The sequence below is a fragment of the Sphingomonas sp. S6 genome (genome assembly GCF_043498045.1).
In the GTDB taxonomy this organism is placed as follows: domain Bacteria; phylum Pseudomonadota; class Alphaproteobacteria; order Sphingomonadales; family Sphingomonadaceae; genus Sphingomonas.
In genome coordinates, this window is record NZ_JBIEOE010000001.1 from 614965 (window position 1) to 640355 (window position 25391).

Genomic DNA, 25391 nt, shown 5'->3' on the forward strand with positions numbered 1-25391 from the left:
CACCCCCGCCGCAGGCAAGGGGTAGAAAACGCGCGGGCAACATCACGTCGCCCGCGCCGGAAGCGTTTAGTTCAGGCTGCTGTCGATGCCCTTGCAGGCGACGAGCAGTTCCTTGACCGCGTCGACCGAGACCTGGAGGTTGGCCTTCGCCTCGTCCGACAGCTTGACCTCGACGACCTTCTCGACGCCACCGGCGCCGATCACGACGGGGACGCCGACATAGAGGTTGTCGATGCCATATTCACCCGACAGGTGCGCCGCGGCAGGCAAGATGCGCTTCTGGTCGTAGAGATACGCCTCGGCCATCGCGATGCCGCTGGTGGCGGGCGCGTAATAGGCCGAGCCGGTCTTGAGCAGCGCGACGATCTCGCCGCCGCCGCCGCGGGTGCGCTTGATAATCTCGTCGACCTTTTCCTTGGTCGAGAAGCCCATTTCGATCAGGTCGCTGACCGGAATGCCGCTGACGGTCGAATATTCCAGGACCGGGACCATCGTGTCGCCGTGGCCGCCGAGCACGAAAGTGTTCACGTCCTTCACCGACACGCCGAACTCTTCGGCGAGGAAGTGGCTGAAGCGCGCCGAGTCGAGAACGCCCGCCATGCCGACGACCTTGTTCGCAGGCAGACCCGAGAACTCGCGCAGCGCCCAGACCATCGCGTCGAGCGGGTTGGTGATGCAGATCACGAAGGCGTCAGGCGCGTTGGCGGCGATACCCTCGCCGACCGCCTTCATCACCTTCAGGTTGATGCCGAGCAGATCGTCACGGCTCATGCCGGGCTTGCGCGCGACACCGGCGGTGACGATAATCACATCGGCGCCCGCGATATCGGCGTAGTCGTTGGAACCCTTGATATTCGCGTCGAAGCCTTCGACCGGGCCGCACTGCGACAGGTCGAGCGCCTTGCCCTGGGGAACACCCTCAACAACGTCGAACAGGACGATGTCGCCCAGCCCCTTCAGGGCGGCGAGGTGCGCGAGCGTGCCACCGATGTTACCGGCGCCGATCAGCGCGATCTTCTTGCGAGCCATCCAATCCTTCTCCGTGATGAGGGCATGAATTGGTCATGCCGCATAGGCCCATTGGGGCGAGGGCACAACCGCATAACGGCCGATTGTTAAGATAATTGACGATAACCGTTCGCAATAGCATTAAGGCGTCGCTGGCGAGATTTCCTGAGTAAGATCGCGGCGCGCCTCCGGCCAGCGCAGCCGCATGAACGGTCGCTCCACGCAAGCCGTGATCGCCGCCGCCCCGCCAAGCACCATCGTATATCGCCATGCGGTCAGCGCGAGCGGCACGTCGATCAGCGGTTCTGCGATGGCGTCCGCAAGTCGTCCCAGGCTGACGTGCCAAACATAGGCCGGGTAGGAGATGGCGCCGAGCCACATGAGCAGTCGTGCGGGCGCGGCCCCGTGTGAAATCCGATGGCCCCGCAGCGCGACGATGACGAGCGCGGCTGCGATCCAAGCGACCGTCAAGCCGAGCCCGTAACGCAGCCGCAAATCGGTATGTGTCGCCAGCCACGCAAATCCAATCGCAGCCCCCGCAAGACACAGCCCCCGCTTCGCTTGAAGAGCCAGAAAAACCGTGGGCCGGTACCGTTCCGTCAAAGCGAGCAGCACGCCTGCCGCCAGGGCATCGATCCGATACGGCGTTTGCCATTGCACCTCGACCGGCAATACGCCCCGATCGAGCGCCGCCAGCCGCAGCAGCAGGCATCCGACTATCGGCACGATCAGCGCCGCCCCCAAAAGCTGGGGACCTCCCCGCCGCCATACCCAAGGTAGGCCAAAAGCGAGAAGCAGATAGAAGTGCTCCTCGACCGCAAGCGACCAAAGGTGGCTGGGAATATCCACTGCGTAATTTTGAACGTGGAGCGTGACCGGCAGCACCATCCCCCACGCCTCCGCCCCGCCGATTACGAGCATGGTGCCAAGGTAGAGGTAAAGCACGGGCCACAATCGCAGCGCGCGCCGCCCGAAAAAGCGCGTGCGCGAAAAGCCTCCGGGGGAATCGATCTGATCCAGCACGATCCCGCCGATCAGCAGCCCGCTCAAGACGAAGAACAGGTCGACGCCGACCCAACCGACGTCGATGACCGGTCGGATCAGAAGGTCAATCGCCTCGACACCGGTCGCGACGCGCAGGTGGAAGACCAGCACCAAAAGGATCGCCGCGCCGCGGATAACGTCGAGCATGCGGTCGCGGGGCCGGGCCATTGCGACACGCGTAACGGGAGGTCGTTAACATCTCGACCCGCCCGTCTTGTCTGTTCAGCGTCCATAGTTACCAGCGCGGCGCAAGTGGCGCACTTCGCAATGGAGGGGTCGTTACGCCGGATCTCCCGCGCTGCCATGCCCCTGCGCTAGATAGGTCTCGGATCGCATTTCTTCGAGGCGGCTGACGGTGCGTTGGAATTCGAAACGCCCATCGCCTTCGGGGTAGAGCGCATCCGGTTCGGCGTCTGCGGCGGCGAGTAGCTTCACTTTATGTTCGTACAGCGCGTCGATCAACTGGACGAAGCGCGCCGCCTCGTTGCGATTTTCGGGGCCCAGCCGCGGAATGCCGACGAGGATCACCGTGTGATAGCGGCGGGCGATGGCGAGATAGTCGGCTGCGCCCCGCGCCTCGCCGCACAGCTTCTTGAAAGAGAAGACGGCGACACCCTTCAGCGTCTTGGGCACGTGAAGCGTACGCCCCTGCACTGCCAGATCTTCCGAGGGGATCGGCTCGGTCACCTCATGGTCGGTAAGGCGGAAAAAGGCGGCGGAGAGGTTCGCGGTCGCCTCCGGCCCGTTCGGCACCAGCCAGGTATTCTGCTGGCCAAGCCGATCGCGGCGATAGTCGATCGGACCGTTCAGCGTCACGACGTCCAGCCGCCCTTCGATCAGCGCGATGAAGGGCAGGAAGTGTTCGCGATTGAGACCGTTCTTGTAGAGATCGCCGGGCGCACGGTTGGAGGTCGTGACCATCGTCACGCCCGCCTCGATCAGCGCGGTAAACAGACGACTGAGGATCATCGCATCGGGCGAGTTGGTGACCATCATCTCGTCGAAGGCGAGCAGCCGCGTTTCCTCGGCGAGCGCCGCGGCGACGGGGGCGATCGGATCGCCGGTTTCCTTGCGCCGCTCGATCGCGATGCGCCCGTGGACCTCGAGCATGAATTCAGAGAAGTGGACCCGTCGCTTTCGCTCGACTGCCACGTTCGCGAAGAACAGGTCCATCAGCATCGATTTGCCGCGTCCAACATCGCCGAACATATAGACGCCGCGCGGGGCCATGCCGCTGCGACCGGTGAGGCGGGCAAACAGGCCGGCCTTTTTCGGCGCTTCGAGTTCGGTGGCCAGCGTATCGAGACGCACGGCGGCCGCCCGTTGCTCTGCATCCGGACGCAATTCGCCTGCGGCGATCAGCGCGTCATAGGCGGCGAGGACTTGGGTCATGTCAGGCTTTCGTGATGGTCTTTGCGCGGGCCATTCGCTCCACCGTCGCGCCGGACGTATTCAAGGATGTACCGGGCCGCGGGCGTAGCGCTAGAGCCTCTAGCCAATCCCCTCGCCGCGGAGTGGACCCCGGAACAAGTCCGGGGTGACGAAGAGAGAAGTACCGACGTTATAGCAAATCACCGCAACGACGGCGGCGGGGTCGATTTGCGCAGGGTGCCGGTGAAGCTCGCGACCGTCGGCCAGCCGTCCTGCACGACCAGCCCGCGCAGGAACAGCATCCGGCCGGTTTCGCGGAGCAGCTCGATCCGTGCCTCCAGCGGCTCGCCAATTGCGCTGCCGCCGATGAACTGCGCCGACAGATCGAGCGTCACCGCCCCGCCTGCCTGCAACACGCCCAATCCACGCGCGCCAGCAAACAACGCAATGTCGATGAACCCCAACAGCGCGCCGCCATGAACATGGTCGCGCATGTTCGAATGCTCTCGGCGCGGCGTCGTGCGCACGCGCGCGATACCATCTTCCACCCGGACGTGGAGCGGATCGAATGTCGAATTGAACCGCCCCCCGTCGCGCAGCTGCCAGCGTTTCCAGCCGGGCAGCTCGGGATCGTCGTCGAACGAGAAGACGGGGGGTTCCGGCGCGTCCACGATCCTTACAGGATGCGCTCGGCTTCCATCTTCTTGACCTCGGCGATCGCCTTGGCCGGGTTCAGACCCTTGGGGCAGGTGTTCGCGCAATTCATGATCGTGTGGCAGCGATACAAGCGGAAGGGATCTTCCAGCTGATCGAGGCGCTCACCCGTCATTTCGTCACGGCTATCGGCCAGCCAGCGATAGGCCTGGAGCAGGATCGCCGGGCCGAGGAACTTATCGGCGTTCCACCAATAGCTGGGGCACGACGTCGAGCAGCAGGCGCACAGGATGCATTCGTACAGGCCGTCGAGCTTCGCGCGATCCTCCGGCGACTGCAGCCGCTCCTTGCCCGAAGGCGGCGGGCTGACCGTCTGCATCCACGGCTTGATCGAGCTGTACTGCGCGTAGAAGTGCGTGAAATCGGGGACGAGATCCTTGATCACGTCCATCGACGGCAGCGGGGTGATCTTCACCTCGCCCTTCACGTCCTCGATCGCCGTGGTGCAGGCAAGGCCGTTGCGGCCATCGATGTTCATCGAACACGATCCGCAAATGCCTTCGCGGCACGAGCGACGGAAGGTGAGCGAGCTGTCCTGCTCAGCCTTCATCTTGATCAGCGCGTCGAGCACCATCGGGCCACACTCATCGAGGTTGATCTCGAACGTGTCGTAGCGCGGGTTTTCTCCCGTGTCGGGGTCGTAGCGGTAGACCTTGAACGTCTTGATCCGCTTGGCGTCACCGGTCGCTTTATGGACCTTGCCCTTCGCCTTGACCTTGCTGTTCTTGGGCAGGGTGAACTCGGCCATCGCCGTGACGCTCCTTCGAAATGCTGCGATTGCGGTTATGCCTGTCGGCCCGCGGACGCAACCCCTTTGGCACCGTCAGATGATGTCGAGCACCAGGCCACGGCTTCGTGCCTCTTCCGCCTCGATATACCAGTTGGATGGCGCCTTTTCGCACAGCTCCTCGAACGAGACGGACGATCCGCGCACGATCTCGCGAAAGCCCTCCTCCTGAATCTTGATCGACTCTTCGATCTCATGCAGCTTCGCCTTCAGCACGGCGGGCAGCGTGGTCAGCGGACCGGAGAGCTGAACGCTGCTGCTCATCAACCGTTCGTGCAGCATCAGGCGCGTGCCGCGGGTGAGAAAGCGCTTCTCTACCGGGAAGGCCGCCATGAAGGTGGCGCCCGCCGAATAGACCGCGACCTTGCCCAGAAACAGCGTCTCGCGCCCCGTATAGTCGCGCAGCAGCTGGATATCGTCCCCCATGGCGCGCCCCATTTCAGGATCGCCGCCCAGTGTGGTCAGTGACACGACGAGCGGCCCGTCCACCGGCGCCTCGGCCAGCTGCGTCTTGAAACGGGCGTACATCATGTCGTCGACCGTCCCGTGCAGCTGGATATGGGGATGAGCGAGCAAGGGATATTTGCTCGCGGCGGTCTGGCGGTCCTGATCGGTCATGTCGGCGCGAACCCGCCGCACATGGCCGGAGTTCCCCGCAGGCGCCGAGGAATACGCCCATCATGACATAATGTTAACGGAACCACGCGGGATCGGCTGGTGTTCATAGGCCCCGTCAGGAGAACACCATCGTGGCCGCCACGCCCAAACCCTTAGCCAACCAGGTGATCGTTCTTACCGGCGCAAGCTCTGGGATCGGCCTCGCCACCGCCAGGATGGCGGCGGAACAGGGTGCACGGGTCGTGTTGGTCGCGCGCGATGACGCGTCGTTGCGCGAGATCGTGCGGACGATCACTGCGGCTGGCGGCACCGCCGATTGCTATGCCGCGGACGTCACCGATGCCGGCGCGGTGCGAGCCGCAGCGGCACATGCCCAGCAGCGCTTCGGGCGGATCGATACCTGGGTGAATGCGGCGGGCAGCGCGATCTATGGCAAGCTTGCCGGATTGCCCCTCGACGAACATCGCGCGCTGTTCAACACGAATTACTTCGGCGTGGTCAACGGCTGTCAGGCGGCGATCCCCTATCTACGGGACTGCGGCGGGACCCTGATCACGATCGGATCGATCGCTTCCGATCTGCCCAGCCCGATCATGGGCGCCTATGCGGCGAGCAAACATGCGATCAAAGCCTATGTCGAGGCGCTGCGGATCGAACTGTCCGCGGACGACGTACCGATCACGGTCACGCTGGTGAAGCCGTCGGGGATCGACACCCCGATCGCACAGCATGCGGTGAACCACGAGGCAGGCGAGGCGCAGATCCCACCGCCCGTCTACGCACCGGAGGTCGTGGCGCGCGCAATCCTGTTCTGCGCGACGCATCCGCGGCGCGACATTACCGTCGGCGGCGCCGGGCGGGCGCAGGCGCTGTTCGCCGCGCATTTTCCCCGTCTGTTCGAACGTCTCGCGCCGATCGCAGCGAAGAGCTTTGTCGATTTGGCCAAGCCGCAGCCCGCTCCCGCCAATCTGTTTGCCTCAACCGATACCGGCCGGGTGCGGTCCGGCGAGCACCCCGCGGCGCGCCAGACGAGCACGTATACCAACGCAGCGCTGCACCCGGCGATCACCGCGACCGCCGCGATGGCCGCGGCCGGGATCGGCGCCCTGCTCTATCGCCGCCGTCGGCGGCTTACCCCCGATGCGAGGACTGGATGATGGCCGAAGACCGAGTCACGATCGATACGGTGAGCGTGTTCGACAACACCGCCGACCGCCAGGTCGAATTTGCCGGCGAGGCGAGCGGCGAGCGTTATGCCTTCGCGTTGCGCTATGACGTGCTGGAAGCATTGGCCGGCGATGCGACATTCGACGCCCTGCCGCTGTTCCAGCGCCACCGCGCGCGGATCCAGACGCTCGCCGCCGACGCGCTGGCGCGTGATCCCGATCAGGCGCTGGTGGTGATCAGCGAGAATGATCTCGCATGAGCGGCATCGACTGGCGAATGAGTGCGGTGCTGGCGAATGTCGACCGCGGCGGCTCGGAACTGGCGGAGGTGACCAGTCTGGAGCAAGCGGTGCGAGCCTGGCTGGCGCTGGACAACGGCTTGCAGAACGAAGCGGTGTTGCGGCCGGAACACGCCGTCGTGATTGACGGCGAGACGGTCGCCGCCTTGGAAGGACAGGCGATCCGCGCACTGGCGGACCGCCTGCCGTAGATCAAGCCTTCCCCGCGAAAGTGAGTTGGCAACACTGGGGCGTTGACCGAGGGGACGATACCGCGCCCTCAGTGACTGCGGAAACGCCCCCTCCACCATTCGGCTGGCGCCGAACGGTCCCCCTCCCCCGGCTGCGCCGCGGGAGGAAAACGCGGTTATGCTGCGCGGAACATTTCGGGCGGCAGCGCCATCACGCTCTCTGCGCCGCCTTCGATCTTGCGACGCAGCGCGCCGGCGTCTGGGCAGATGCGCTCGGCGAAGAAGCGCGCGGTGACCAGCTTGGCGTCGAGGAAGGCCGCATCGCCCTCGCCCGCCGCCCTCTGCTCGGCGGCCGCCTTGGCCATGCGCAGCCACATCAGGCCGGTCGCGACGATGCCCATCAGGTGCATGTAGGGCACTGCGCCCGCGCCGACGTTTTCCGGGTTCTTCATGCCATTGGCCATGAACCACATCGTCGCCGCCTGCAGTTCGCCCAACGCCTTCTTCAGCGCTGCCGCGATGCCGGCGGTCGCCTCGACGCCCTCGGCCGCCGCGGTTTCCTCGGTCACGATCTTGAACAGCGCCTGCACCGCGCGACCGCCCTTGGTGGCGAGCTTGCGCCCGACGAGGTCCATCGCCTGCACGCCGTTGGTGCCTTCGTAAATCATCGCGATCCGGGCATCGCGGACGTACTGCTCCATGCCCCATTCCTGGATGTAGCCGTGGCCGCCGTACACCTGCTGCGCGTTGGTCGCGATCTCATAGCCCTTGTCGGTGCCGACGCCCTTGATGACCGGCGTGAGCAGGCCGATCAGGTCGCCCGCCATCTCGCGCTCTTCCTCGGTGCCGGCGTTATGCTCCAGGTCGACCTGGAGCGCGCCCCACAGGCACAGCGCGCGCAGGCCTTCGGTCCAGGCCTTCGCCTCCATCAGCATGCGGCGCACGTCGGGGTGGACGAACAGCGTGTCCGCCTTTTCGCCCGGCTCCTTGGGGCCGGTCAGCGCGCGGCCCTGACGGCGGTCGCCGGCGTACTGCACGGCGTTCTGGTAGGCGACTTCGGCGATGGCGAGACCCTGCAGACCGACGCCGAGGCGTGCCGCGTTCATCATGATGAACATCGCGGCAAGGCCCTTCATTTCCTCGCCGACGAGCCAGCCCTTCGCGCCGTCATAGTTCATCACGCAGGTCGAATTGGCGTGGATGCCCATCTTGTGCTCGATCGAGCCGCAGGTGACGGCATTGCGCTCGCCCAGCGAACCGTCGTCGTTCACCAGCACCTTCGGCACCACGAACAGCGAAATGCCCTTCGAGCTGTCCGGCGCGCCCGGCGTCTTGGCCAGGACGAGGTGGATGATGTTGTCGGTCAGGTCGTGCTCGCCGGCCGAGATGAAGATCTTGGTGCCGGTGATCGCGTACGATCCGTCCGCCTGCGGCTCCGCCTTGGTGCGGATCAGGCCCAGGTCGGTGCCGCACTGCGGCTCGGTGAGGTTCATCGTGCCGCCCCATTCGCCCGACACCATCTTGGGGACGTACATCGCCTGCTGCTCAGGGCTGCCCTTGGCGATCAGCGCGGCGATCGCGCCGTGGGTGAGGCCCGGATACATGGCGAAGGCCATGTTCGACGAGATCATATATTCCTGGAACGCGATCGACACGACGTGCGGCATGCCCTGCCCGCCATGTTCGGGCAGGTTGCCCAGCGTCGCCCAGCCGCTCTCGACATATTGCTTATAGGCTTCCTTGAAGCCCTTGGGCGTCGTGACGCTGCCGTCCTCGTGGCGGGTGCAGCCTTCCTGATCGCCCGACTGGTTGATCGGGAACAGAACCTCGGCAACGAAACGGCCGCCCTCTTCCAGCACCGCCTCGACGACGTCGGGGGTGGCGGCATCGAAGCCGGGCAGGTTGCTGTAGTTCTGCAAGCCGACGACATGCTCCAGCAGGAAGCGGGTGTCGCGGACGGGGGGCGTATACTGGGGCATCCGATTATCCTTGCTGTTCGGTGTTGTGGACGGCCGAAACGACCTCCACGAATTCGGTGAGTTCGGCGATGGCGGCGTCGATGTCCTGCTTCTGCCGTTCGAGCAGCGCGATGCGCGCGCGGCAGCGATCGATCGATACCTGCCGCTGCACGCGGCGCCCGTCGCCGAGATCGTACAGGTCGATCATCTCGCGAATTTCGCTCAGGCTGAACCCCACGCGCTTGCCGCGCAGGATCCAGGCGAGACGAGCCCGATCGCGATGCGAATAGATGCGCTGCGTGCCGCGTCGCTCGGGGGCGATCAGGCCTTCATCTTCATAGAAGCGGAGCGCCCGCGCGGTGACGCCGAACTCCTCGGACAGATCCGAGATCGTGAAATGGTCGCGGTCGTGGCGATGTTCGATCATCGCATAAGCGGGAGACGAAGCCATGCGCTCCGACTACATCACGTTTACGTCAACGTCAATTGGGTGACGCGGTAGCACACAGCAATTTTCCGCCCGGCGTCCGCAGCGTTTCCGCCTCCGCCGTCGACGTACTGAGGCGCTCGACCGTGAGCGCGGCGAGTGACGCCCTTCCGGTGCACAGACTGTCGCAGCTAGCCGGCAGCTCTGCTGGAAAAACGATCCGGTCGCCCTCGAACCGCGCCTCGAAACGGCAGGTGCTGAAGGCAACCCGCACGCGGTCCCCGCTACGTTGCGCGGTGCCCGACGCCGCACACCCCTGCCCCTCACCGTAATCGACGAGCGCTCCCAGCCGCAGCAACCCTTTCGCGCCCGGCACCACGCAGACGCGATCGGTGTCCAATGCCCAGGAACCGACCAGATCGGCGCGCGTCGGATCGTCGATCAAGCCCGTGCGGATCGCCGCCGCTTCCAATCGCGCACCGGACGTCGCGGCGTCGGCGGACGCCTCCGGTCGCGATCCGCAGCCCGCCAGCAAGGCCACCGCCGCCAGCGCCGGCAGCATTCTCATGCGACGCGGATGAGCCGATCGCCGTCGATCCGCCGGTAGAAGCAACTCGTCGCCCCGGTGTGACACGCAGGCCCTGCCGGATCGGCGATGATCCAGACCGCATCCTGATCGCAGTCGATCCGCATCTCCACGACGCGCAGGACGTTGCCGGAGGTTTCACCCTTCTTCCACAGCCGACCGCGGCTGCGCGACCAGAATGTGGCCTCGCCGCTCGATTGGGTTGCGGCTAGCGCGTCGGCGTTCATATGCGCCACCATCAGCAGCGCACCGTCACGCGTCGTGACGACCGCGGTGATGAGGCCGGCGGCGTCGTATTTGGGATCGAGGATCGGATCGGTTTCGCGAGGGTCGGACATGCGTTCCTTCTATCGTCCGCCCGATGCATTGGCGAGAGCGGGTCGCCGCGGCCACGTCGTCGCCCTGGGCTTCGCCGGAGGTCTAACGGGACGCGGAGGCAACCGTGAAGCCCCTCGTGAGCCGTAAGCGCGAGACGGCCTGCGGAGCTCACGCGGGGAACGAGAAAATATACCTTACCCCGCCGCCCGTTGCGCTTCCGGTTCGTGGGCATGCACCCTGGCGAGCGCCTCACCTTCGAGCTTGGCCAATTCGCCCAGCGTTTGGTCGAGCGCGTCACGCTGCTTTTCCAGTTCCTCGATCCGCATCCGGACCCGCTCCGCCAGCGCGCGCATCTGTTCGAGATGCTGGGGGTCCGCATCGTACAGGTCGAGAAATTCGGCGATGTCGGTCAGTGAAAACCCCAGCCGTTTGCCGCGCAGGATCAATTGCATCCGGGCGATCTCGCGTCGGCGATAGACGCGCGTCGTCCCGATGCGGCAGGGCTCGATCAGCCCCTTGTCTTCATAGAAGCGCAGGGTTCGCGGCGTGATGCCGAGCATGTCGGCCACCTCCTGAATACCCTGCAATTCGCCTCTGTCCTCGTTCACCCCTTGCACCCTCACCTGAAGCGAGCCGACGTCTAGCGCGCCGCCTTCGCCATTTCCTCTTCGACCAGCTCCTTTTTGGAAAGCTTGCCGATCAACGTCTTGGGCAGACTGTCGCGGATTTCCACCTCGCGGGGAAGCTCGATCTTGCTGATCTTGTCGCGCAGGAAGTCGCGCAGATCGGCGCCCGTCACGCTGCCCGGTTCAGACAGGACGACGAAGGCCTTGGGCGCCTGGCCGCGATGCGCATCGGGTACGCCGATCACGACGGCTTCGACGACGGCGGGATGCTCGTACAGCGCCTCTTCGATCACGCGCGGATAGACGTTGTAGCCGCCGCACAGGATCATGTCCTTGATTCGGTCGACGATGAAGAGATAGCCGTCGTCGTCGAGATAGCCGACGTCGCCCGTCCGCAGCGCACCATCGGCGAAGGCCGCGTCGGTTTCGGCAGGCTTGTGCCAATAGCCCTTCATGACCTGCGGCCCACGCGCGCAGATTTCGCCCTTCTCGCCCTTAGGCATGATCCGCGTCGGGTCTTCGCGATCGCGGATCTCGATCATCGTGCCGGGGAAGGGCAGACCGGCCGAACCTTCCTTGTTGACGCCGTCGAACGGGTTGCAGGTGATGATCGGCGAGGCTTCGGACAGGCCATAGCCCTCGACCAGCTTCGCGCCCGTGTTCGTCTCGAACGCATGGCGCACCTCGATCGGCAGCGGTGCGCCGCCCGAAATGCAGACCTTGATCGCGGACAGGTCGGGACGCTGCCCCTCCCCCAGATTGGCGAGCGCGTTGTAGATCGTCGGAACCGCGGGGAAATAGGTCGGCCGCGTGCGTTTCAGCGTGCCGAGCAACTGCTTCATTTCAAAGCGCGGCAGCAGGATCATCTCCGCGCCGACCAGCGTCGAGAAGGTCAGGACGTTAGTCAGCGCGAAGACGTGGAACAGCGGCAACACGCCGAGCACGCGATCCTGATCGGGCGTTTCGCCGCCGACATGGACGAGCATCGCATCGGTGTTCGCGACGATATTTGCGTGGGAGAGCATCGCCGCCTTGGGCACGCCAGTCGTGCCGCCGGTATATTGGAGCACCGCCACCTCGTCCGGCGCGACCGCAACGGGAGCAGGCGTGGCGCGCTTCGCCATCAAGTCGGCGAAAAACAGATGGCGCGCATCACGTTGGGCGCGGCCGATCTCCTTACGCTTCACCAGCTTATAGGCATATTTCTTGATCGTCGGCAGGGCGTCGGCAATCGGGCAGGTGATGACGTGGCGCATGCCCGCCTCGCCCGCGACCTTCAGCACACGCGCCTGGATTTCGGCGACGTCGGGGGTCGCGATGATCTCCGCGCCCGAGTCGTGGATCAGGTGCGCCAGCTCCCGCTCGACGTACAGCGGGTTGACGTTGACGACGATGCCACCCGCCTTCAGCGTCGCGAAGAACAGGATCGGATAATAAGGCGTGTTCGGCAGACAGAGCGCGACGCGCGTGCCCTTCACCACGCCCAGCGCCTGCAACCCCGCCGTGGCGCGGTCGACCGCATTGCCGAGGTCGCCCCAGCTGGTGACAGACCCCATGAAGTCGATCGCCGCGCGACCGGGAAAGCGTGCGACGGTATGGTCGAGCAGGTCGCCGAGCAGGCGGGGCCGACTCGGCAGCGGCACGCCCTGCTTGATCGCCAGCGGCGCTGCACCCTGCGCCGTCGTTCCGGCGGTGGCGGTGTCGCTCATTCCCTCATCCTCTCATGCCCATCATCGAGCATATTGTCGGCTCGATCCACTTGACGTAATGGGAAGGTATCGCACCTATACGGCATCACGCAAGTCTGCCCTTGCATCCCGATGCCTGCCAAAGAGAGGATTTCATGACCAACGTCGTCATCGCCGGTTATGCGCGCTCGCCATTCCACCTCGCCGGCAAGGGCGCCCTCGCCCGGGTCCGTCCCGACGATCTTGCCGCGCAGACGATTCGCGGCCTGATCGAAAAGACCGGCGTCGACGCCGCAGAGATCGAGGACATCATCCTTGGCTGCGCTTTCCCCGAAGGCGAACAGGGTCTTAACGTCGCACGGATGATCGGGTTGCTGGCCGATCTGCCGTTGTCGGTCGGGGGGATGACGGTGAACCGCTTCTGCGGATCGTCGATGAGCGCGATCCATATCGCAATGGGCCAGATCCAGATCGGTGCGGGCGAGGCGTTCATCTGCGCCGGCCTCGAATCGATGAGCCGCGTGCCGATGGGCGGCTACAACCCGCTGCCCAATCCCGTCCTCGCGAAGAAGAATGCCGGCGCGTACATGGGCATGGGCGACACGGCGGAGAACGTCGCGACCAAATATCAGATCACCCGCGGCGAACAGGATGCGTTCGCGGTGAAGAGCCAGCAGAAGGCCGCAGCGGCGCGCGCCGATGGCCGGCTCAGCGATGAGATCGTGCCGATCCAGACCAAGGCCGGCACGGTCAGTGAAGACGGCACGATCCGCCCCGACACCACCGTCGAAGCGCTCGGCGGCCTGAAGCCCGCGTTCAGCCAAGATGGCTCAGTCACCGCCGGCACCTCGTCGCCGCTGACGGATGGCGCGAGCGCGGTTCTCGTGACGTCGGAAGAGTTCGCGACCAAGCACGGCCTCAAGATCCTCGCCCGCATCAAGGCGGTCGGCGTGTCGGGCATCGAGCCCGAGACGATGGGTCTGGGTCCGATCAGCGCCTCGCAGAAGGCGCTGGCGCGCGCGGGCGTGTCGGTCGGCGACCTCGACGTCGTCGAGATCAACGAGGCATTCGCCAGCCAGGCGATCGCCTGCATCCGCGACCTCGGCCTGAAGGACGACACGATCAACCTCGACGGCGGTGCGATCGCGATCGGCCACCCGCTCGGCGCGACCGGCGCGCGCATCGTCGGCAAGGCGGCGGCGCTGCTGGAGCGCGAGGGCGGCAAGTACGCGCTCGCCACCCAGTGCATCGGCGGCGGCCAGGGCATCGCCACGGTGCTGGAGCGCGCATAACATGAGCGAATCCATCAAAAAGGTGTGCGTGATCGGGGCGGGCGTCATGGGCGCCGGCATCGCCGCACAGGTAGCCAACGCAGGCATCCCGGTGCTGCTGCTCGATATCGTCCCCAAGGCGGGTGACGATCGCGACGCGGTGGCCAAGAATGCGGTCGCCAAGATGCTGAAGACCGAACCCGCGCCCTTCATGTCGAAGGGTGCGGCGAAGCTGGTCGAGACCGGCAATATCGACGACCACCTCGACCGTGTCGCCGAGTGCGACTGGATCGTCGAGGCGATCGTCGAACGGCTCGACATCAAGCAGGCGCTCTACGCCAAGCTCGAGGCGCTCAAGCGCCCCGGCACCGCGGTCAGCTCGAACACGTCGACCATCCCGCTCGGCCATCTGGTCGACGGGCGCTCTGACCAGTTCAAGGCCGACTTCCTGATCACCCATTTCTTCAATCCGCCGCGCTACATGCGGCTGATCGAGATCGTGCGCGGTGACCATACGGACGCCGCTGTGGCCGAAAAGGTCGAGGACTTCGTCGACCGCTTCATGGGCAAGCGAATCGTCCGCGCCAAGGACACGCCGGGCTTCATCGCCAACCGCATCGGCACCTATTGGCTCGCCGTCGCGATCAACGCGGCGATGGATCAGGGGCTGACGGTCGAGGAAGCCGATCAGATCGGCGGCCGGCCGATGGGCGTGCCCAAGACCGGGATCTTCGGCCTCGTCGACCTCGTCGGCGTCGATTTGATGCCGTTGCTGTCGAAGAGCCTGTCGTCCACGCTGCCGCAGGGCGACCCTTATTTCGACACCGTTCGTCCGATGCCGCTGGTCGACAAGATGATCGCGGATGGCTTTACCGGCCGTAAAGGCAAGGGCGGCTTCTACCGTTTCGACAAGGTCACCAAGACCAAGCTGGCGCTCGATCTCGCGACGGGCGAGTATCGCGGTGGCCAGAAGCCCACCCCGCTACCGCCCAAGGCGGAAAAGGATCTGGGCGCGCTGATCGCGACGCCGGGCAAGGTCGGCGACTATGCCTGGGAAATCCTGGGCAAGACCTTGTCCTATGCGGCGATGCTGGTCGGCGAAGCCGCGGACGACATCGTCGCGATCGATGACGCGATGAAGCTGGGCTACAATTGGAAGTTCGGCCCGTTCGAGCTGCTCGACCGGATCGGTGCCGCTACCTTCGCGCAGCGCTTGCGCGACGAGGGGCGCAGCGTCCCGGCGATCCTCGAGACGGCCGGCGACCGCAGCTTCTATCGCGTCGTCGACGGCAAGCGCCAGTTCCTGGGCACGGATGGCGACTATCATGACGTCGTCCGCGGCGATGGCGTGCTGCTGCTCGAAGACATCAAGCTGCGGTCCGAGCCGCTTCTCAAGAATGGCTCGGCGGCACTCTGGGATGTCGGCGACGGCGTCGCGGCACTCGAGTTCACCACCAAGATGAACGCGCTCGACGGCGAGATCATGACCCTGATTCAGCAGGCCATCCCGCTGGTGCAGGAGCGCTTCAAGGCGCTGGTGATCTATAACGAAGGCTCGAACTTCTCGGCCGGCGCCAACTTGGGCATGGCGATGTTCGCCGTGGCCGCGGGCATGTGGGGCGAGATCGAGAAGCTGATCGCCGGCGGGCAGCAGGCGCTGAAGGCGCTGAAATACGCCCCCTTCCCCGTCGTGGCGGCACCGGCCGGCATGGCGCTGGGCGGGGGTTGCGAGGTCGTGCTCCACGCCGATGCGGTGCAGGCGCATGCCGAAAGCTACATCGGTCTGGTCGAGTGCGGCGTCGGCCTGCTGCCCGGCTGGGGCGGCAACGGCGAGCTGCTCGATCGACTCGCCAAGGCGCCGATGATGCCGCGCGGGCCGATGCCGGCGGTGGCTAAGGCGTTCGAGACGATCTCGACGGCGCAGGTGTCCAAGTCGGCCGCGCTCGCGAAGGAGATGATGTTCCTTAAAGTCAGCGACGGCATCACGATGAATCGCGACCGTCTGCTCGCCGACGCCAAGGCCAAGGCGCTCAGCCTCGTCGACGGCTATAAGGCGCCCGAAAAGCCAACCTTCCGCCTGCCGGGCGAAAGCGGCCGCACCGGCATCGCCGGTGTCGTCGACGGCTTCCGCAAGAAGGGCATGGCGACCGAATATGACGAGGTCGTCTCGGGCCGGCTCGCGACAGTTCTGACCGGCGGCGAAGCCGATCTGGTCGATACCGTGCAGGAAGATGATCTGCTGACGCTGGAGCGTGCGGCGTTCATGGAGGCCGTGCGCGATCCGCGGACGCAGGCGCGCGTGCAGCAGATGCTGACCACGGGGAAGCCGCTGCGCAACTGACGATGCCCCGGGCGGGTCCATGGCTTGCGAATGCCAGACCTGGAACCGCCCGGGTGCATGGCGGTCGGCACGATCCGGTGCCATCCGTACGAAAAGATGCTTGAAGCACCGCGGTTTACGTCATCACCCTTGACACACCGCGCCCCGGGGTTAGGCGGGCATCAGATTGCCGTAAACGGCATCTGGCTCGCCAATAGGTTATTGCCCGGCATCGGGCGGCCTCCGCGGCGCCACAATGCGACCGTACAGATACGGCGCAAGGCTAGAACGGCTTGTTCGATGGGCGCGGCCGTTCGCGTCCATCCGGGAGAGGAGAATTGACCATGTCCCTGATGTTGATTGGCGCGCTGCTGGCCGCCGCCCCTGCGCCCGCACCCACCCCCGACGTCGCGCTGGGCCGGTGGAAGACCGAAACGCGCAACGGCATCGTCGAAATCCAGCGCTGTGGTGCGTCGATCTGCGGCCGGCTGATCTCGTCCGAACTGCTCCGCCAGCAGCCCGATCTGAAGGACGTCAACAATCAGGATCCGGCGCAGCGCGGTCGCCTGCTGAAGGGTCTGCTGTTGATCAGCGGCTTCACCGCGGATGGCGATGCCTGGAGCGGCGGCAAGATCTACAACCCCGACGACGGCAAGACGTACAAGGCGAAGGTGACGCCCGTCGACGCCAACACTCTGAAGGTGCGTGGCTGCGTGTTCGTGCCGCTCTGCAAGACGCAGACCTGGACGCGCGTGCGCTGATCCGACCCGTTTCGACTTACCAGTAAGCTTAAGGAAGACCGCTCATGTCCCTGCGTATCAAGACTTCATTGCTCGCCACTGCCGTCCTCGGCTCGTTCGGTTTCGCCTCGGTGGCCCACGCCCAGGCGTTTTACCTGCAGGAGCAGTCGGCGCGTGGCGCCGGTCGTGCCTTCTCGGGTGAAGTCGCCGATACCGGCCCGCAGTCGCTGTGGTGGAACCCAGCATCGATCGCAGGGATGGAGCGCGGCGAGGCGGCGATCAACGCGTCGGGCATCCTGCCGCGCGGTCGCGTCGTCAACAACGGCACCGTGGTGTGCCGCCCGGCCGGCGTGTCGTGCGCCAATCCGGCCAACTACCAGCCCGTCGGCGGTGCGCAGGAAGCGCGCAACCCGATCGACAAGGGCCTGCTGCCGTCCGGCGCGATCGCGCTGCCGTTCGGTCCGGTCGCATTTGGCCTCGCGGTGACGTCGCCCTATAGCTTCACCACGGATTACGACAACAACAGCTGGACCCGCTACAGCGCGACCCGCACCAAGCTGATGACGATCGACATCCAGCCGTCGATCGCCGTGGCGCTGACCGACTGGCTGCGCGTCGGCGGCGGTGCCAACGTCGAGCACGTCTACGCCAGCCTGGGCAACGCTCTGCCCAACCTGACCACTACGGCCGACGGCTCGCAGAAGCTGGAAGGCAAGGGCTGGGACATCGGCTGGACCGCGGGCGTCCAGATGCACAACGACTGGGCGACCATCGGCATCAGCTATAAGTCGCGCATCGAGCATACGCTGACGGGCGACCTCACCGTCGCCGGCCTCGTCGGCCCGCTTGCCGGCCAGAACCGCACGCTGACGGGCGTGCAGGCGAGCTTCTACACGCCCGCACAGACGATCGTCGGCGCGCGCATCAAGGTGACCCCGGCGCTGACGCTGAACGGTCAGGCCGTGCGCTACAATTGGAGCAAGTTCGACGCGATCCGCCTCGGCGCGCCGCTCAATACCGCGCTGCCCGAAAACTATCGTGACAGCTACAGCCTGGCGGGTGGCGTCGACTATGCCGTCTCGCCCAGCCTGACGGTTCGGGCGGGCGTGCAGCGCGCGCTGACCCCGACGCAGGACGGCCTGCGCGACGCGCGCGTGCCGGATTCGAACCGCTGGAACTATGGCGTCGGCGGCACCTTCCAGGTGACTCCGAAGTTCGGCTTCGATCTGGCTGCAAACTATGTCGATTTCGAAGACACGACGATCGACCGTCAGACCGCGGCCTATGTCGGCACCGCGGCACAGACCAACATCCTGACCCGCGGCACTCTGCGCGATGCCCATGCGGTCGTTCTGTCGGCGGGCGCACATATCGGCTTCTGATCCCGCCACTTATCTACATCAAAACGTTGCGGGTCCGGGTTCCGTTGGAACCTGGACCCGTTTCTTTGCGTACTTCTAACAAGGGTTTGCTTTGCGCTGCGTCGAAACGATAAGGCCTACCCCGTCAGTGGCGTACACCGCGTCGAAAACGTCGGTATGTCAGATGCATCAAGGGGCCTTTGATGAGCGATTACGAACTGTCCATGTCTCGCCGCGGCGTGCTCGCGAGCGGGGCGATCGGTGCGGCGGCGACCGCCATGCCCACTGAGGCGGCAGCGGTGCCTCTCGACGAACGCCCCGCCCCGCCGACGATGCCCGTGACGCTGAAGGTGAACGGACGGACAAGCCAGGTCGCACTCGACACGCGAACCACCTTGCTCGATGCGCTCCGCGAGCACTGGAAGCTGACCGGCACGAAGAAGGGTTGCGACCACGGCCAGTGCGGAGCCTGCACGGTGCTGGTCGATGGGCGACGCATCAACAGCTGCCTCAGCCTCGCGGTCATGCACGATGGCGACGAGATCACGACGATCGAAGGGCTCGGTACGCCTGACAAGCTGCATCCGATGCAGGCGGCGTTCGTCAAGCATGACGGCTATCAGTGCGGCTATTGCACCCCAGGCCAGATCTGCTCGGCGGTCGCGGTGCTCGACGAGATCAAGCGTGGCGTCCCGAGCCATGTGCAGGACGACGTCGCCGGCGCTCCTGCGCTGACGGCGGAGGAAATGCGCGAACGGATGAGCGGCAACATCTGCCGCTGCGGCGCCTATTCGAACATCATCGACGCGATGCGGGACGTCGCGGGAGCCAAAGCATGAAGGCCTTCACCTACGAGCGCGCCGACACGCCCGCCGCCGCCGCCCAGGCCGTGGCCGCGCGCCCCGGTGCCAAATTCATCGCGGGCGGCACCAACCTTCTCGACCTGATGAAGCTGCAGATCGAGGAGCCGGTCCATCTGGTCGACGTCAATCGGTTGAAGCTCGACCGGATCGAGCCGACCGACGATGGCGGGCTGCGCATCGGCGCGCTCGTACGCAACACTGATCTCGCGGCGGACGCGCGCGTCCGCCGCGATTACGGCGTCCTGACCCGCGCGATCGTTGCGGGCGCCAGCGGGCAGCTGCGCAACAAGGCGACCACCGCGGGCAACCTGTTGCAGCGTACCCGTTGCCCCTATTTCTACGACACCAACCAGCCCTGTAATAAGCGTAAGCCCGGATCGGGCTGTGCGGCGATCGGTGGTTACAGCCGGCAGCTCGGCATCATTGGCACCAGCGATGCGTGCGTTGCGACCTATCCCGGCGACATGGCGGTGGCGATGCGGCTGCTCGACGCGAGCGTCGAGACGGTGCAGCCGTCGGGCACGACGCGCTCGATCCCGATCGCCGATTTCCATCGCTTGTGGGGCGACACGCCGCATATCGAAACGGCGCTGCAGCCAGGGGAGCTGATCACGGCGGTGACGCTGCCCAAGCCGCTCGGTGGCACGCACATCTATCATAAGGTGCGGGACCGCGCTTCCTACGCCTATGCGCTGGTGTCGGTCGCCGCGGTGATCCAGCCCGACGGCACCGGTCGCGCCGCGATCGGTGGCATCGCGCCCAAACCGTGGCGCACGCCCGAGGCGGATGCCGCCATGCCGCAGGGGGCGAAGGCGGTGGCCAGCCGCCTGCTCGCCGGCGCACGCCCCACCGCCGACAATGCCTTTAAGGTGCCGCTGGTCGAGCGCACGCTCGCCGGTGTGATGGCCCAAGCCAAAAGCAGGAGCGCCGCGTGAAGTTCGATCAGCCTGCGGGCACCAACCCGATCGACCAGCTGAAGGTCATCGGCAAGCCGACCGATCGTATCGACGGCAAGTACAAGACCACCGGCACGGCGCGGTACGCCTATGAGCGTCATGACGTCGCCCCGAACGCCGCCTATGGCTACGTCGTCGGCGCCGGCATCGGCAAGGGCCGGATCAGCAGCATGGACCTGAGCGCCGCCAAGGCCGCGCCGGGCGTGCTGGCGATCGTCACCGCGGACACGGCCGGTCCGCTCGGCAAGGGCGACATGAATACCGCCAAGCTGCTCGGCGGTCCGGCGGTCGACCATTATCATCAGGCGATCGCGCTCGTGGTTGCCGAGACGTTCGAACAGGCGCGCGCCGCCGCGGGCCTGATCCGCGTCGATTATGCGCGCGGCAAGGGTCGCTTCGACCTCGACAGCGCGCTCAAGACGGCGCCCCTGAAAGGTGACAGCAGCGGCGAAGGCAGCGCCGCACCGCCCGTCGACCGTGTCGGCGATTTCGACAAGGCGTTCGCCGCGGCCCCCGTGACGCTCGACGCGCACTACGAGACGCCCGACCAGAGCCATATGATGATGGAGCCGCATGCCAGCACCGCGGCATGGAATGGCGACAGGCTGACGCTGTGGACGTCGAACCAGATGATCGCCTGGGGCAAGGGCGACGTCGCCAAGACGCTGGGGATTCCGAAACAGAACGTCCGGCTGATCTCGCCCTATATCGGCGGCGGGTTCGGCGGGAAGCTGTTCGTGCGCGCCGATGCGATCCTTGCGGCGCTGGGTGCGAAGGCGGCGGGGCGGCCGGTGAAGGTCGCGTTGCAACGGCCGTTGATGGCGAACAACACCACGCACCGCCCCGCGACGCGCCAGCGCATCCGGCTGGGCGCGGGCAAGGACGGCAAGCTCGTCGCGATCGCCCACGAAAGCGGTTCGGGTGATCTGCCCGGCGGTGGCCCGGAAACGGCGGTGGCGCAGACCAAGCTGCTGTATGCGGGCGCCAACCGGCTGACGTCGATGCGCCTTGCGGTGCTCGACCTGCCCGAAGGCAATGCGATGCGCGCACCAGGCGAGGCACCGGGGCTGATGGCGCTCGAGGTCGCGATGGACGAAATGGCGGAAAAGCTGGGCATGGACCCGGTCGCCTTCCGCATCGCGAACGATACGCAGGTCGATCCCGAAAAGCCGGAACGCAAATTCTCGCAGCGCCAGCTGGTGCAGTGCCTTCAGATGGGTGCCGATCGCTTCGGCTGGAGCCGGCGTCAGGCCAAGCCGCGCGCGGTGCGGGACGGCCGCTGGCTGGTCGGCATGGGCGTCGCGTCGGGCTTCCGCAACAACATCAACATGAAGTCAGGCGCACGCGTCGGCATCGATGCCAAGGGCATGGTCACGGTCGCGACCGACATGACCGATATCGGCACCGGCAGCTATACGATCATCGCACAGACGGCTGCCGAGATGATGGGCGTGCCGATCGACAAGGTTCGCGTGTTGCTCGGCGACAGCGACTTCCCTGCCGCCGCCGGATCGGGCGGACAATGGGGCGCGAACAGCTCGACCGCGGGCGTCTATGCCGCCTGCGTCAAGCTGCGCGACGCCGTTGCGCAAAAGCTCGGCTTCAACTCGGCTGACGTCGTCTTCGAGGACGGCAAGGTCCGCTCGGGCAATCGCAGCGTGCCGCTGGGTCAGGCTGCAGGCGATGCAGGTCTGTCTGCCGAAGACAGTATCGAATTCGGCGACCTCGCCAAGAAGGTGCAGCAGTCGACCTTCGCCGGGCATTTCGTCGAGGTCGGCGTCGACGCCTATACCGGCGAAATCCGCGTCCGCCGCATGCTGGCGGTGTGCGCGGCGGGGCGTATCCTCAACCCCAAGTCCGCGCGCAGCCAGGTGATCGGCGCGATGACGATGGGCGTGGGAGCGGCGCTAATGGAGGAACTCGCCGTCGACAAAAGGTTCGGCTTCTTCGTCAACCACGACCTGGCGAGTTACGAGGTGCCGGTCCACGCCGACATCCCGCACCAGGAAGTGGTGTTCCTAGACGAAACCGATCCGACGACGTCGCCGATGAAGGCGAAGGGCGTCGGCGAACTCGGCCTATGCGGCGTCGGCGCGGCGATCGCCAATGCGATCTATAACGCGACCGGCGTGCGCGTGCGGGAATATCCCATCACGCTCGACAAGATCATCGGTGGCATGGCGAAGGTGGCGTAAGAACGGTTATCATCGTCATTGCGAGCACAGCGAAGCAATCCAGGGCGTCGTGATCCGGCTCTGGATCGCTTCGCAGCGCTCGCAATGACGGCTGGAATGAACGCTTTCCCTGGAACGTAATCCATCCGCCTCGAATAAGACGTAATCCCAGCAAGGGCTGGCATCTCCCCGGTTTCAGCGCAACTTAAGAGCCGCGGGAGGCCCCAGCTTTCGCTGGAACCACGCCTTGTACGGGAGAGACAACCGGGCCGGCTGCGGCTTACTTACCCGACTTCAGCCACGTCTCCACTGCCGGGCGCAGGCGTTCCGCGGCCGCCTTGCGCACCGCGATGCCCGAGATCACGCGACGCGCCGGCGCACGCGACGTTTCGGGCAGCGTCTGCGCGAAGCTTTCGATCTTGCCCGGCATCTTGGGGTCGGACGAGCCACCGCCCAGACCGACGATAAAGCCCGACCGGCTGCTTTCCTCGATGAAGCCGTCGACCAGCGTGTGGTTCGCCACTGCCCAGTCGAACGCCATATCCGGGTGGCTGCCGGAGATCGCCCGCAGCAACGCCGCCTTTTGCGGGGCGGTGAACGTGTCGGTCTTGAGCAGGGCCAGCGCACGGCTCGCGACGGCATCGTCCTCCGCCGCGCCCAGCAGCGAGACATACCGGTTCTTGGCGACCGGATTGGTTTCCGCCTGCGTCAGCGCGAGCAGCGCATCCCAGTCGGCAGGTGTCGCATAAGTGGCGAAGGTCGACAGGACCGGCGCGCGAATGGCGGGCGGGATCGCCGTCGGGTTGGTCTTGAGCTGCGCGACATAGCTACGCGCCTGCGAGAGCACCTGGCCGTCACCCGCCGCGCCGAGGCGATAGACGAGCGATTCGCGCAGGTTCGTCACCAGCGGCGACTCACCCGGCTGCGCCGTCATGCCGATCCGCCGCAGAACGGGGCCGAGGATCGCGACCGTGCGATTGCGCAGCGCCGTCTCCAGCGGCGTGCCCTCATACAGCCCGGCAAGGCTGCCGAGGCGCCCCGACACCAGCTGCCATTCGAGCGGATCGGCGCCCTCGCCTACCCGGCCCATCAGCGCGAAGAAGCGCGACAGGTCCTGATATCCCCCTGCCGCCAGCGCATAATCGTCGGCAAGCGTGCCGAGGCGATCCTTCAGCTCCAGCCGCGTATAATCGCGCACCAGGGCGTCGTGCGCCGGCTGATCGTACATCACGCGCGTATAGCTGCCCTTGCCCTGGTTCAGCACGAGCGTGCCGCAGCCCTTGACGCTGACCTTGGTCGATGGGCCGGTGACGATGGTGCGCGTCTCACCGCCGCCGAGGGTGCCGACGACCATCGGCACCTGCCACGTCTGCGGCGTCTTCGATGCTTCATCCAAGCCGAAACGGCCCTGCGCCACCGTCGCCTGCGTCATGCCGCCGACGCATTGCGCGTTCGACAGCGTTACCAGCGGCACGCCGCCCTGCAGCGTGTAGCCGTGTGCGATCTCCGCGACGGGCTGCCCCGCCGCGGCGGACAGTTCCGCCCACAACTGTTCGGTGACGGTGTTGCCGTATTTGTATTTCGCCATGTAGCGGCGGATGCCGTCGCGGAACTTGTCCGGACCCAGCGTCGATTCGAGCATGCCGATCACGGCCTGCCCCTTCATGTAGGTGATGCCGTCGAACGCCTCGCCGATCTGGTCGACCGTCTCGATCTTGCGGATGATCGGGTGCGTGGCCGAGGTTGCGTCGATGCTCATCGCCGCCTCGCGGTCGCTCATGACGGCGCCGGCTTCCGCCTTCCAGTCCGGGTTCAGATCGGCGGCGGACTTGTTCTCCATCCACGACGCGAAGCCCTCGTTGAGCCACAGATCGTCCCACCAGCGCATGGTGACGAGGTCGCCGAACCATTGGTGCGCCATTTCGTGCGCGACGACGGTAAAGATGCGCTGACGGCCGCTTTCGGTGGCGCGCTTGGGATCGAACAGCAGTTCGGGTTCGAAGTAGAAGATCGCGCCCCAATTTTCCATCGCGCCGAAGAACTGGCTGGAGCCGGGGCCGGCGATCATGTCCATCTTCGGCAGCGGATAGGGCGTGCCGAAATAGCTGTTGTAATAGCCGAGCAACCGCTTGGCCTGCGCCAGCGCGTAGTCGCCCTGGTCCGCGACGCCGCGACGCGTCACGACGCCGATCTCGACGTTGCCCGCCTGCACCGTCTTGCGATCCAGGTCACCCATGCCGAGGTACAGGAGGTAGCTCGACATCACCGGCGTTTCGGCAAAGCTGTACAGCTGCGTGCCGTTCGCCTGGCGCGTCACCGACGTCGCCGGCATGTTGGAAATGCCGAGCTGCCCCGCCGGCACCACCGCCTTCAGCTTGAACTTCGCCTTGAATGCCGGCTCGTCCCACATCGGCGCGAAGCGGCGGGCGTCGGGCGCCTCGAACTGGGTCGCGAGCATGCGCGCCTTCGACCCGTCCTGGTTGGTATAATCGATCGCGAACAGGCCGGCGGCGGACTGGTTGATCTTGCCGCTCCATGCGAAGCCGACGGTGTGGCGGCCGACGGTCGCGGCGGCGGGCAGCGTCAGCACCAGCTGCTGCTTGTCCTTGTCGAGCGCGAAGCGCACGGCCTTGCCGTCGACCGTCGCCGACGTGACGTCCAGATCGGCGGCGTTGAGCGTAATCGTGCGGGTCGCTGCCTTCACGTCGACGGTGACCGTTTCGGTGCCGGTGAAGGTCATCGCCTGCGCATTCGGCGTCACGGCGATATCATACAGGACGGGCACCACATCGGTCGGCAGGCTGCCCGCGGCGAGCGCAGGCGCAGAGACGGTCATCGCGAGAGCGGCGGCGACGGCGAGTTTCATGGACTGGTAACTCCGGATACAATGTTACGTCCCGTCTGACGCCTTTGTCGGCGCGCCGCA

At 65.8% G+C, this 25391-nt stretch carries 23 protein-coding genes; 10 read left to right on the forward strand and 13 right to left on the reverse strand.

Annotation, left to right across the window (positions count from 1 at the left end):
* Window positions 1-66 precede the first annotated feature (66 nt).
* From mdh to ACGVWT_RS02795, 6 genes are all read right to left on the reverse strand, one after another.
* Entirely contained in the window at window positions 67-1029 is a 963-nt protein-coding gene (gene mdh, locus ACGVWT_RS02770) for a malate dehydrogenase (RefSeq protein ID WP_315461149.1), read from the reverse strand.
* A gap of 120 nt (window positions 1030-1149) precedes the next feature.
* Window positions 1150-2199 carry an acyltransferase gene (locus ACGVWT_RS02775; protein WP_315461148.1) on the reverse strand — a complete coding sequence of 350 codons (1050 nt, stop codon included), beginning with the start codon at window positions 2197-2199 and terminating at the stop codon, window positions 1150-1152.
* A gap of 132 nt (window positions 2200-2331) precedes the next feature.
* On the reverse strand, window positions 2332-3444 hold the full coding sequence (zapE, locus tag ACGVWT_RS02780) for a cell division protein ZapE (RefSeq protein WP_315461147.1): 1113 nt from the start codon (window positions 3442-3444) through the stop codon (window positions 2332-2334).
* Between the two features lie 179 nt (window positions 3445-3623).
* Window positions 3624-4094 carry a PaaI family thioesterase gene (locus tag ACGVWT_RS02785; protein WP_315461146.1) on the reverse strand — a complete coding sequence of 157 codons (471 nt, stop codon included), beginning with the start codon at window positions 4092-4094 and terminating at the stop codon, window positions 3624-3626.
* A gap of 5 nt (window positions 4095-4099) precedes the next feature.
* Complete coding sequence (locus tag ACGVWT_RS02790; protein WP_043059011.1) at window positions 4100-4885, reverse strand: succinate dehydrogenase iron-sulfur subunit; 786 nt, start codon at window positions 4883-4885, stop codon at window positions 4100-4102.
* A 75-nt stretch (window positions 4886-4960) separates the two neighbouring features.
* Window positions 4961-5542: a ClpP family protease gene (locus ACGVWT_RS02795; RefSeq protein ID WP_017978723.1), complete on the reverse strand. Its 582-nt coding sequence runs from the start codon at window positions 5540-5542 to the stop codon at window positions 4961-4963.
* Between the two features lie 131 nt (window positions 5543-5673).
* On the opposite strand from ACGVWT_RS02795, the gene ACGVWT_RS02800 reads away from it, so the two are divergent.
* The 3 genes from ACGVWT_RS02800 to ACGVWT_RS02810 are packed head-to-tail and all read left to right on the forward strand — an operon-like array spanning window position 5674 to window position 7198.
* Window positions 5674-6699 carry an SDR family oxidoreductase gene (locus ACGVWT_RS02800; protein ID WP_315461145.1) on the forward strand — a complete coding sequence of 342 codons (1026 nt, stop codon included), beginning with the start codon at window positions 5674-5676 and terminating at the stop codon, window positions 6697-6699.
* Window positions 6699-6968: a DUF1488 family protein gene (locus tag ACGVWT_RS02805; protein ID WP_315461144.1), complete on the forward strand. Its 270-nt coding sequence runs from the start codon at window positions 6699-6701 to the stop codon at window positions 6966-6968. The genes ACGVWT_RS02800 and ACGVWT_RS02805 overlap by 1 nt, the downstream gene beginning before the upstream one ends.
* Window positions 6965-7198 carry a hypothetical protein gene (locus ACGVWT_RS02810; RefSeq protein WP_315461143.1) on the forward strand — a complete coding sequence of 78 codons (234 nt, stop codon included), beginning with the start codon at window positions 6965-6967 and terminating at the stop codon, window positions 7196-7198. The genes ACGVWT_RS02805 and ACGVWT_RS02810 overlap by 4 nt, the downstream gene beginning before the upstream one ends.
* Window positions 7199-7353: 155 nt before the next feature.
* Here ACGVWT_RS02810 and ACGVWT_RS02815 read toward each other — a convergent pair whose 3' ends face one another.
* The 6 genes from ACGVWT_RS02815 to ACGVWT_RS02840 all read right to left on the reverse strand — a co-directional run bounded on the left by ACGVWT_RS02815 (window position 7354) and on the right by ACGVWT_RS02840 (window position 12801).
* Entirely contained in the window at window positions 7354-9156 is a 1803-nt protein-coding gene (locus ACGVWT_RS02815; protein WP_315461142.1) for an acyl-CoA dehydrogenase C-terminal domain-containing protein, read from the reverse strand.
* A gap of 4 nt (window positions 9157-9160) precedes the next feature.
* Window positions 9161-9586 (reverse strand): MerR family DNA-binding transcriptional regulator, encoded by a 426-nt coding sequence (locus ACGVWT_RS02820; protein WP_116461085.1) that lies wholly within the window; start codon window positions 9584-9586, stop codon window positions 9161-9163.
* A gap of 31 nt (window positions 9587-9617) precedes the next feature.
* Complete coding sequence (locus ACGVWT_RS02825) at window positions 9618-10124, reverse strand: hypothetical protein (RefSeq protein WP_315461141.1); 507 nt, start codon at window positions 10122-10124, stop codon at window positions 9618-9620.
* Window positions 10125-10126: 2 nt separating this feature from the next.
* Window positions 10127-10486 (reverse strand): phosphoribosyl-AMP cyclohydrolase, encoded by a 360-nt coding sequence (gene hisI / locus ACGVWT_RS02830; RefSeq protein WP_315461140.1) that lies wholly within the window; start codon window positions 10484-10486, stop codon window positions 10127-10129.
* A 174-nt stretch (window positions 10487-10660) separates the two neighbouring features.
* A complete protein-coding gene (locus ACGVWT_RS02835; protein WP_043059007.1) occupies window positions 10661-11074 on the reverse strand; it encodes a MerR family DNA-binding transcriptional regulator in 414 nt (137 codons plus the stop codon).
* Between the two features lie 32 nt (window positions 11075-11106).
* On the reverse strand, window positions 11107-12801 hold the full coding sequence (locus ACGVWT_RS02840) for a long-chain fatty acid--CoA ligase (protein ID WP_315461139.1): 1695 nt from the start codon (window positions 12799-12801) through the stop codon (window positions 11107-11109).
* Window positions 12802-12935: 134 nt separating this feature from the next.
* Between ACGVWT_RS02840 and ACGVWT_RS02845 the strand changes: the two genes are divergently transcribed.
* From ACGVWT_RS02845 to paoC, 7 genes are all read left to right on the forward strand, one after another.
* Window positions 12936-14072 carry a thiolase family protein gene (locus ACGVWT_RS02845; protein ID WP_315461138.1) on the forward strand — a complete coding sequence of 379 codons (1137 nt, stop codon included), beginning with the start codon at window positions 12936-12938 and terminating at the stop codon, window positions 14070-14072.
* A 1-nt stretch (window position 14073) separates the two neighbouring features.
* Window positions 14074-16392, forward strand: coding sequence for a 3-hydroxyacyl-CoA dehydrogenase NAD-binding domain-containing protein (locus ACGVWT_RS02850; RefSeq protein WP_315461137.1), 2319 nt, complete (start codon window positions 14074-14076; stop codon window positions 16390-16392).
* Between the two features lie 323 nt (window positions 16393-16715).
* Window positions 16716-17132 (forward strand): DUF2147 domain-containing protein, encoded by a 417-nt coding sequence (locus ACGVWT_RS02855; RefSeq protein WP_017978711.1) that lies wholly within the window; start codon window positions 16716-16718, stop codon window positions 17130-17132.
* A gap of 44 nt (window positions 17133-17176) precedes the next feature.
* Window positions 17177-18493: an OmpP1/FadL family transporter gene (locus tag ACGVWT_RS02860; protein ID WP_315461136.1), complete on the forward strand. Its 1317-nt coding sequence runs from the start codon at window positions 17177-17179 to the stop codon at window positions 18491-18493.
* Between the two features lie 182 nt (window positions 18494-18675).
* Complete coding sequence (gene paoA / locus ACGVWT_RS02865) at window positions 18676-19311, forward strand: aldehyde dehydrogenase iron-sulfur subunit PaoA (protein WP_043059001.1); 636 nt, start codon at window positions 18676-18678, stop codon at window positions 19309-19311.
* Window positions 19308-20270: a xanthine dehydrogenase family protein subunit M gene (locus ACGVWT_RS02870; RefSeq protein WP_315461135.1), complete on the forward strand. Its 963-nt coding sequence runs from the start codon at window positions 19308-19310 to the stop codon at window positions 20268-20270. Before paoA ends, ACGVWT_RS02870 begins: the two co-directional genes overlap by 4 nt.
* On the forward strand, window positions 20267-22486 hold the full coding sequence (gene paoC / locus ACGVWT_RS02875) for an aldehyde oxidoreductase molybdenum-binding subunit PaoC (protein WP_315461134.1): 2220 nt from the start codon (window positions 20267-20269) through the stop codon (window positions 22484-22486). Before ACGVWT_RS02870 ends, paoC begins: the two co-directional genes overlap by 4 nt.
* 259 nt (window positions 22487-22745) lie before the next feature.
* Here paoC and ACGVWT_RS02880 read toward each other — a convergent pair whose 3' ends face one another.
* Window positions 22746-25331: a M1 family metallopeptidase gene (locus ACGVWT_RS02880; protein WP_315461133.1), complete on the reverse strand. Its 2586-nt coding sequence runs from the start codon at window positions 25329-25331 to the stop codon at window positions 22746-22748.
* Window positions 25332-25391 lie beyond the last annotated feature (60 nt).

What these genes read in the sequence shown, in the direction of transcription:
- mdh (WP_315461149.1), bottom strand. Translation starts at nt 1,029, where the DNA reads ATGGCTCGCAAGAAGATCGCGCTGATCGGCGCCGGTAACATCGGTGGC.
- ACGVWT_RS02775 (WP_315461148.1), bottom strand. Translation starts at nt 2,199, where the DNA reads ATGCTCGACGTTATCCGCGGCGCGGCGATCCTTTTGGTGCTGGTCTTC.
- zapE (WP_315461147.1), bottom strand. Translation starts at nt 3,444, where the DNA reads ATGACCCAAGTCCTCGCCGCCTATGACGCGCTGATCGCCGCAGGCGAA.
- ACGVWT_RS02790 (WP_043059011.1), bottom strand. Translation starts at nt 4,885, where the DNA reads ATGGCCGAGTTCACCCTGCCCAAGAACAGCAAGGTCAAGGCGAAGGGC.
- ACGVWT_RS02795 (WP_017978723.1), bottom strand. Translation starts at nt 5,542, where the DNA reads ATGACCGATCAGGACCGCCAGACCGCCGCGAGCAAATATCCCTTGCTC.
- ACGVWT_RS02805 (WP_315461144.1), top strand. Translation starts at nt 6,699, where the DNA reads ATGGCCGAAGACCGAGTCACGATCGATACGGTGAGCGTGTTCGACAAC.
- ACGVWT_RS02810 (WP_315461143.1), top strand. Translation starts at nt 6,965, where the DNA reads ATGAGCGGCATCGACTGGCGAATGAGTGCGGTGCTGGCGAATGTCGAC.
- ACGVWT_RS02815 (WP_315461142.1), bottom strand. Translation starts at nt 9,156, where the DNA reads ATGCCCCAGTATACGCCCCCCGTCCGCGACACCCGCTTCCTGCTGGAG.
- ACGVWT_RS02820 (WP_116461085.1), bottom strand. Translation starts at nt 9,586, where the DNA reads ATGGCTTCGTCTCCCGCTTATGCGATGATCGAACATCGCCACGACCGC.
- ACGVWT_RS02825 (WP_315461141.1), bottom strand. Translation starts at nt 10,124, where the DNA reads ATGCTGCCGGCGCTGGCGGCGGTGGCCTTGCTGGCGGGCTGCGGATCG.
- hisI (WP_315461140.1), bottom strand. Translation starts at nt 10,486, where the DNA reads ATGTCCGACCCTCGCGAAACCGATCCGATCCTCGATCCCAAATACGAC.
- ACGVWT_RS02840 (WP_315461139.1), bottom strand. Translation starts at nt 12,801, where the DNA reads ATGAGCGACACCGCCACCGCCGGAACGACGGCGCAGGGTGCAGCGCCG.
- ACGVWT_RS02845 (WP_315461138.1), top strand. Translation starts at nt 12,936, where the DNA reads ATGACCAACGTCGTCATCGCCGGTTATGCGCGCTCGCCATTCCACCTC.
- ACGVWT_RS02850 (WP_315461137.1), top strand. Translation starts at nt 14,074, where the DNA reads ATGAGCGAATCCATCAAAAAGGTGTGCGTGATCGGGGCGGGCGTCATG.
- ACGVWT_RS02855 (WP_017978711.1), top strand. Translation starts at nt 16,716, where the DNA reads ATGTCCCTGATGTTGATTGGCGCGCTGCTGGCCGCCGCCCCTGCGCCC.
- ACGVWT_RS02860 (WP_315461136.1), top strand. Translation starts at nt 17,177, where the DNA reads ATGTCCCTGCGTATCAAGACTTCATTGCTCGCCACTGCCGTCCTCGGC.
- paoA (WP_043059001.1), top strand. Translation starts at nt 18,676, where the DNA reads ATGAGCGATTACGAACTGTCCATGTCTCGCCGCGGCGTGCTCGCGAGC.
- ACGVWT_RS02870 (WP_315461135.1), top strand. Translation starts at nt 19,308, where the DNA reads ATGAAGGCCTTCACCTACGAGCGCGCCGACACGCCCGCCGCCGCCGCC.
- ACGVWT_RS02880 (WP_315461133.1), bottom strand. Translation starts at nt 25,331, where the DNA reads ATGAAACTCGCCGTCGCCGCCGCTCTCGCGATGACCGTCTCTGCGCCT.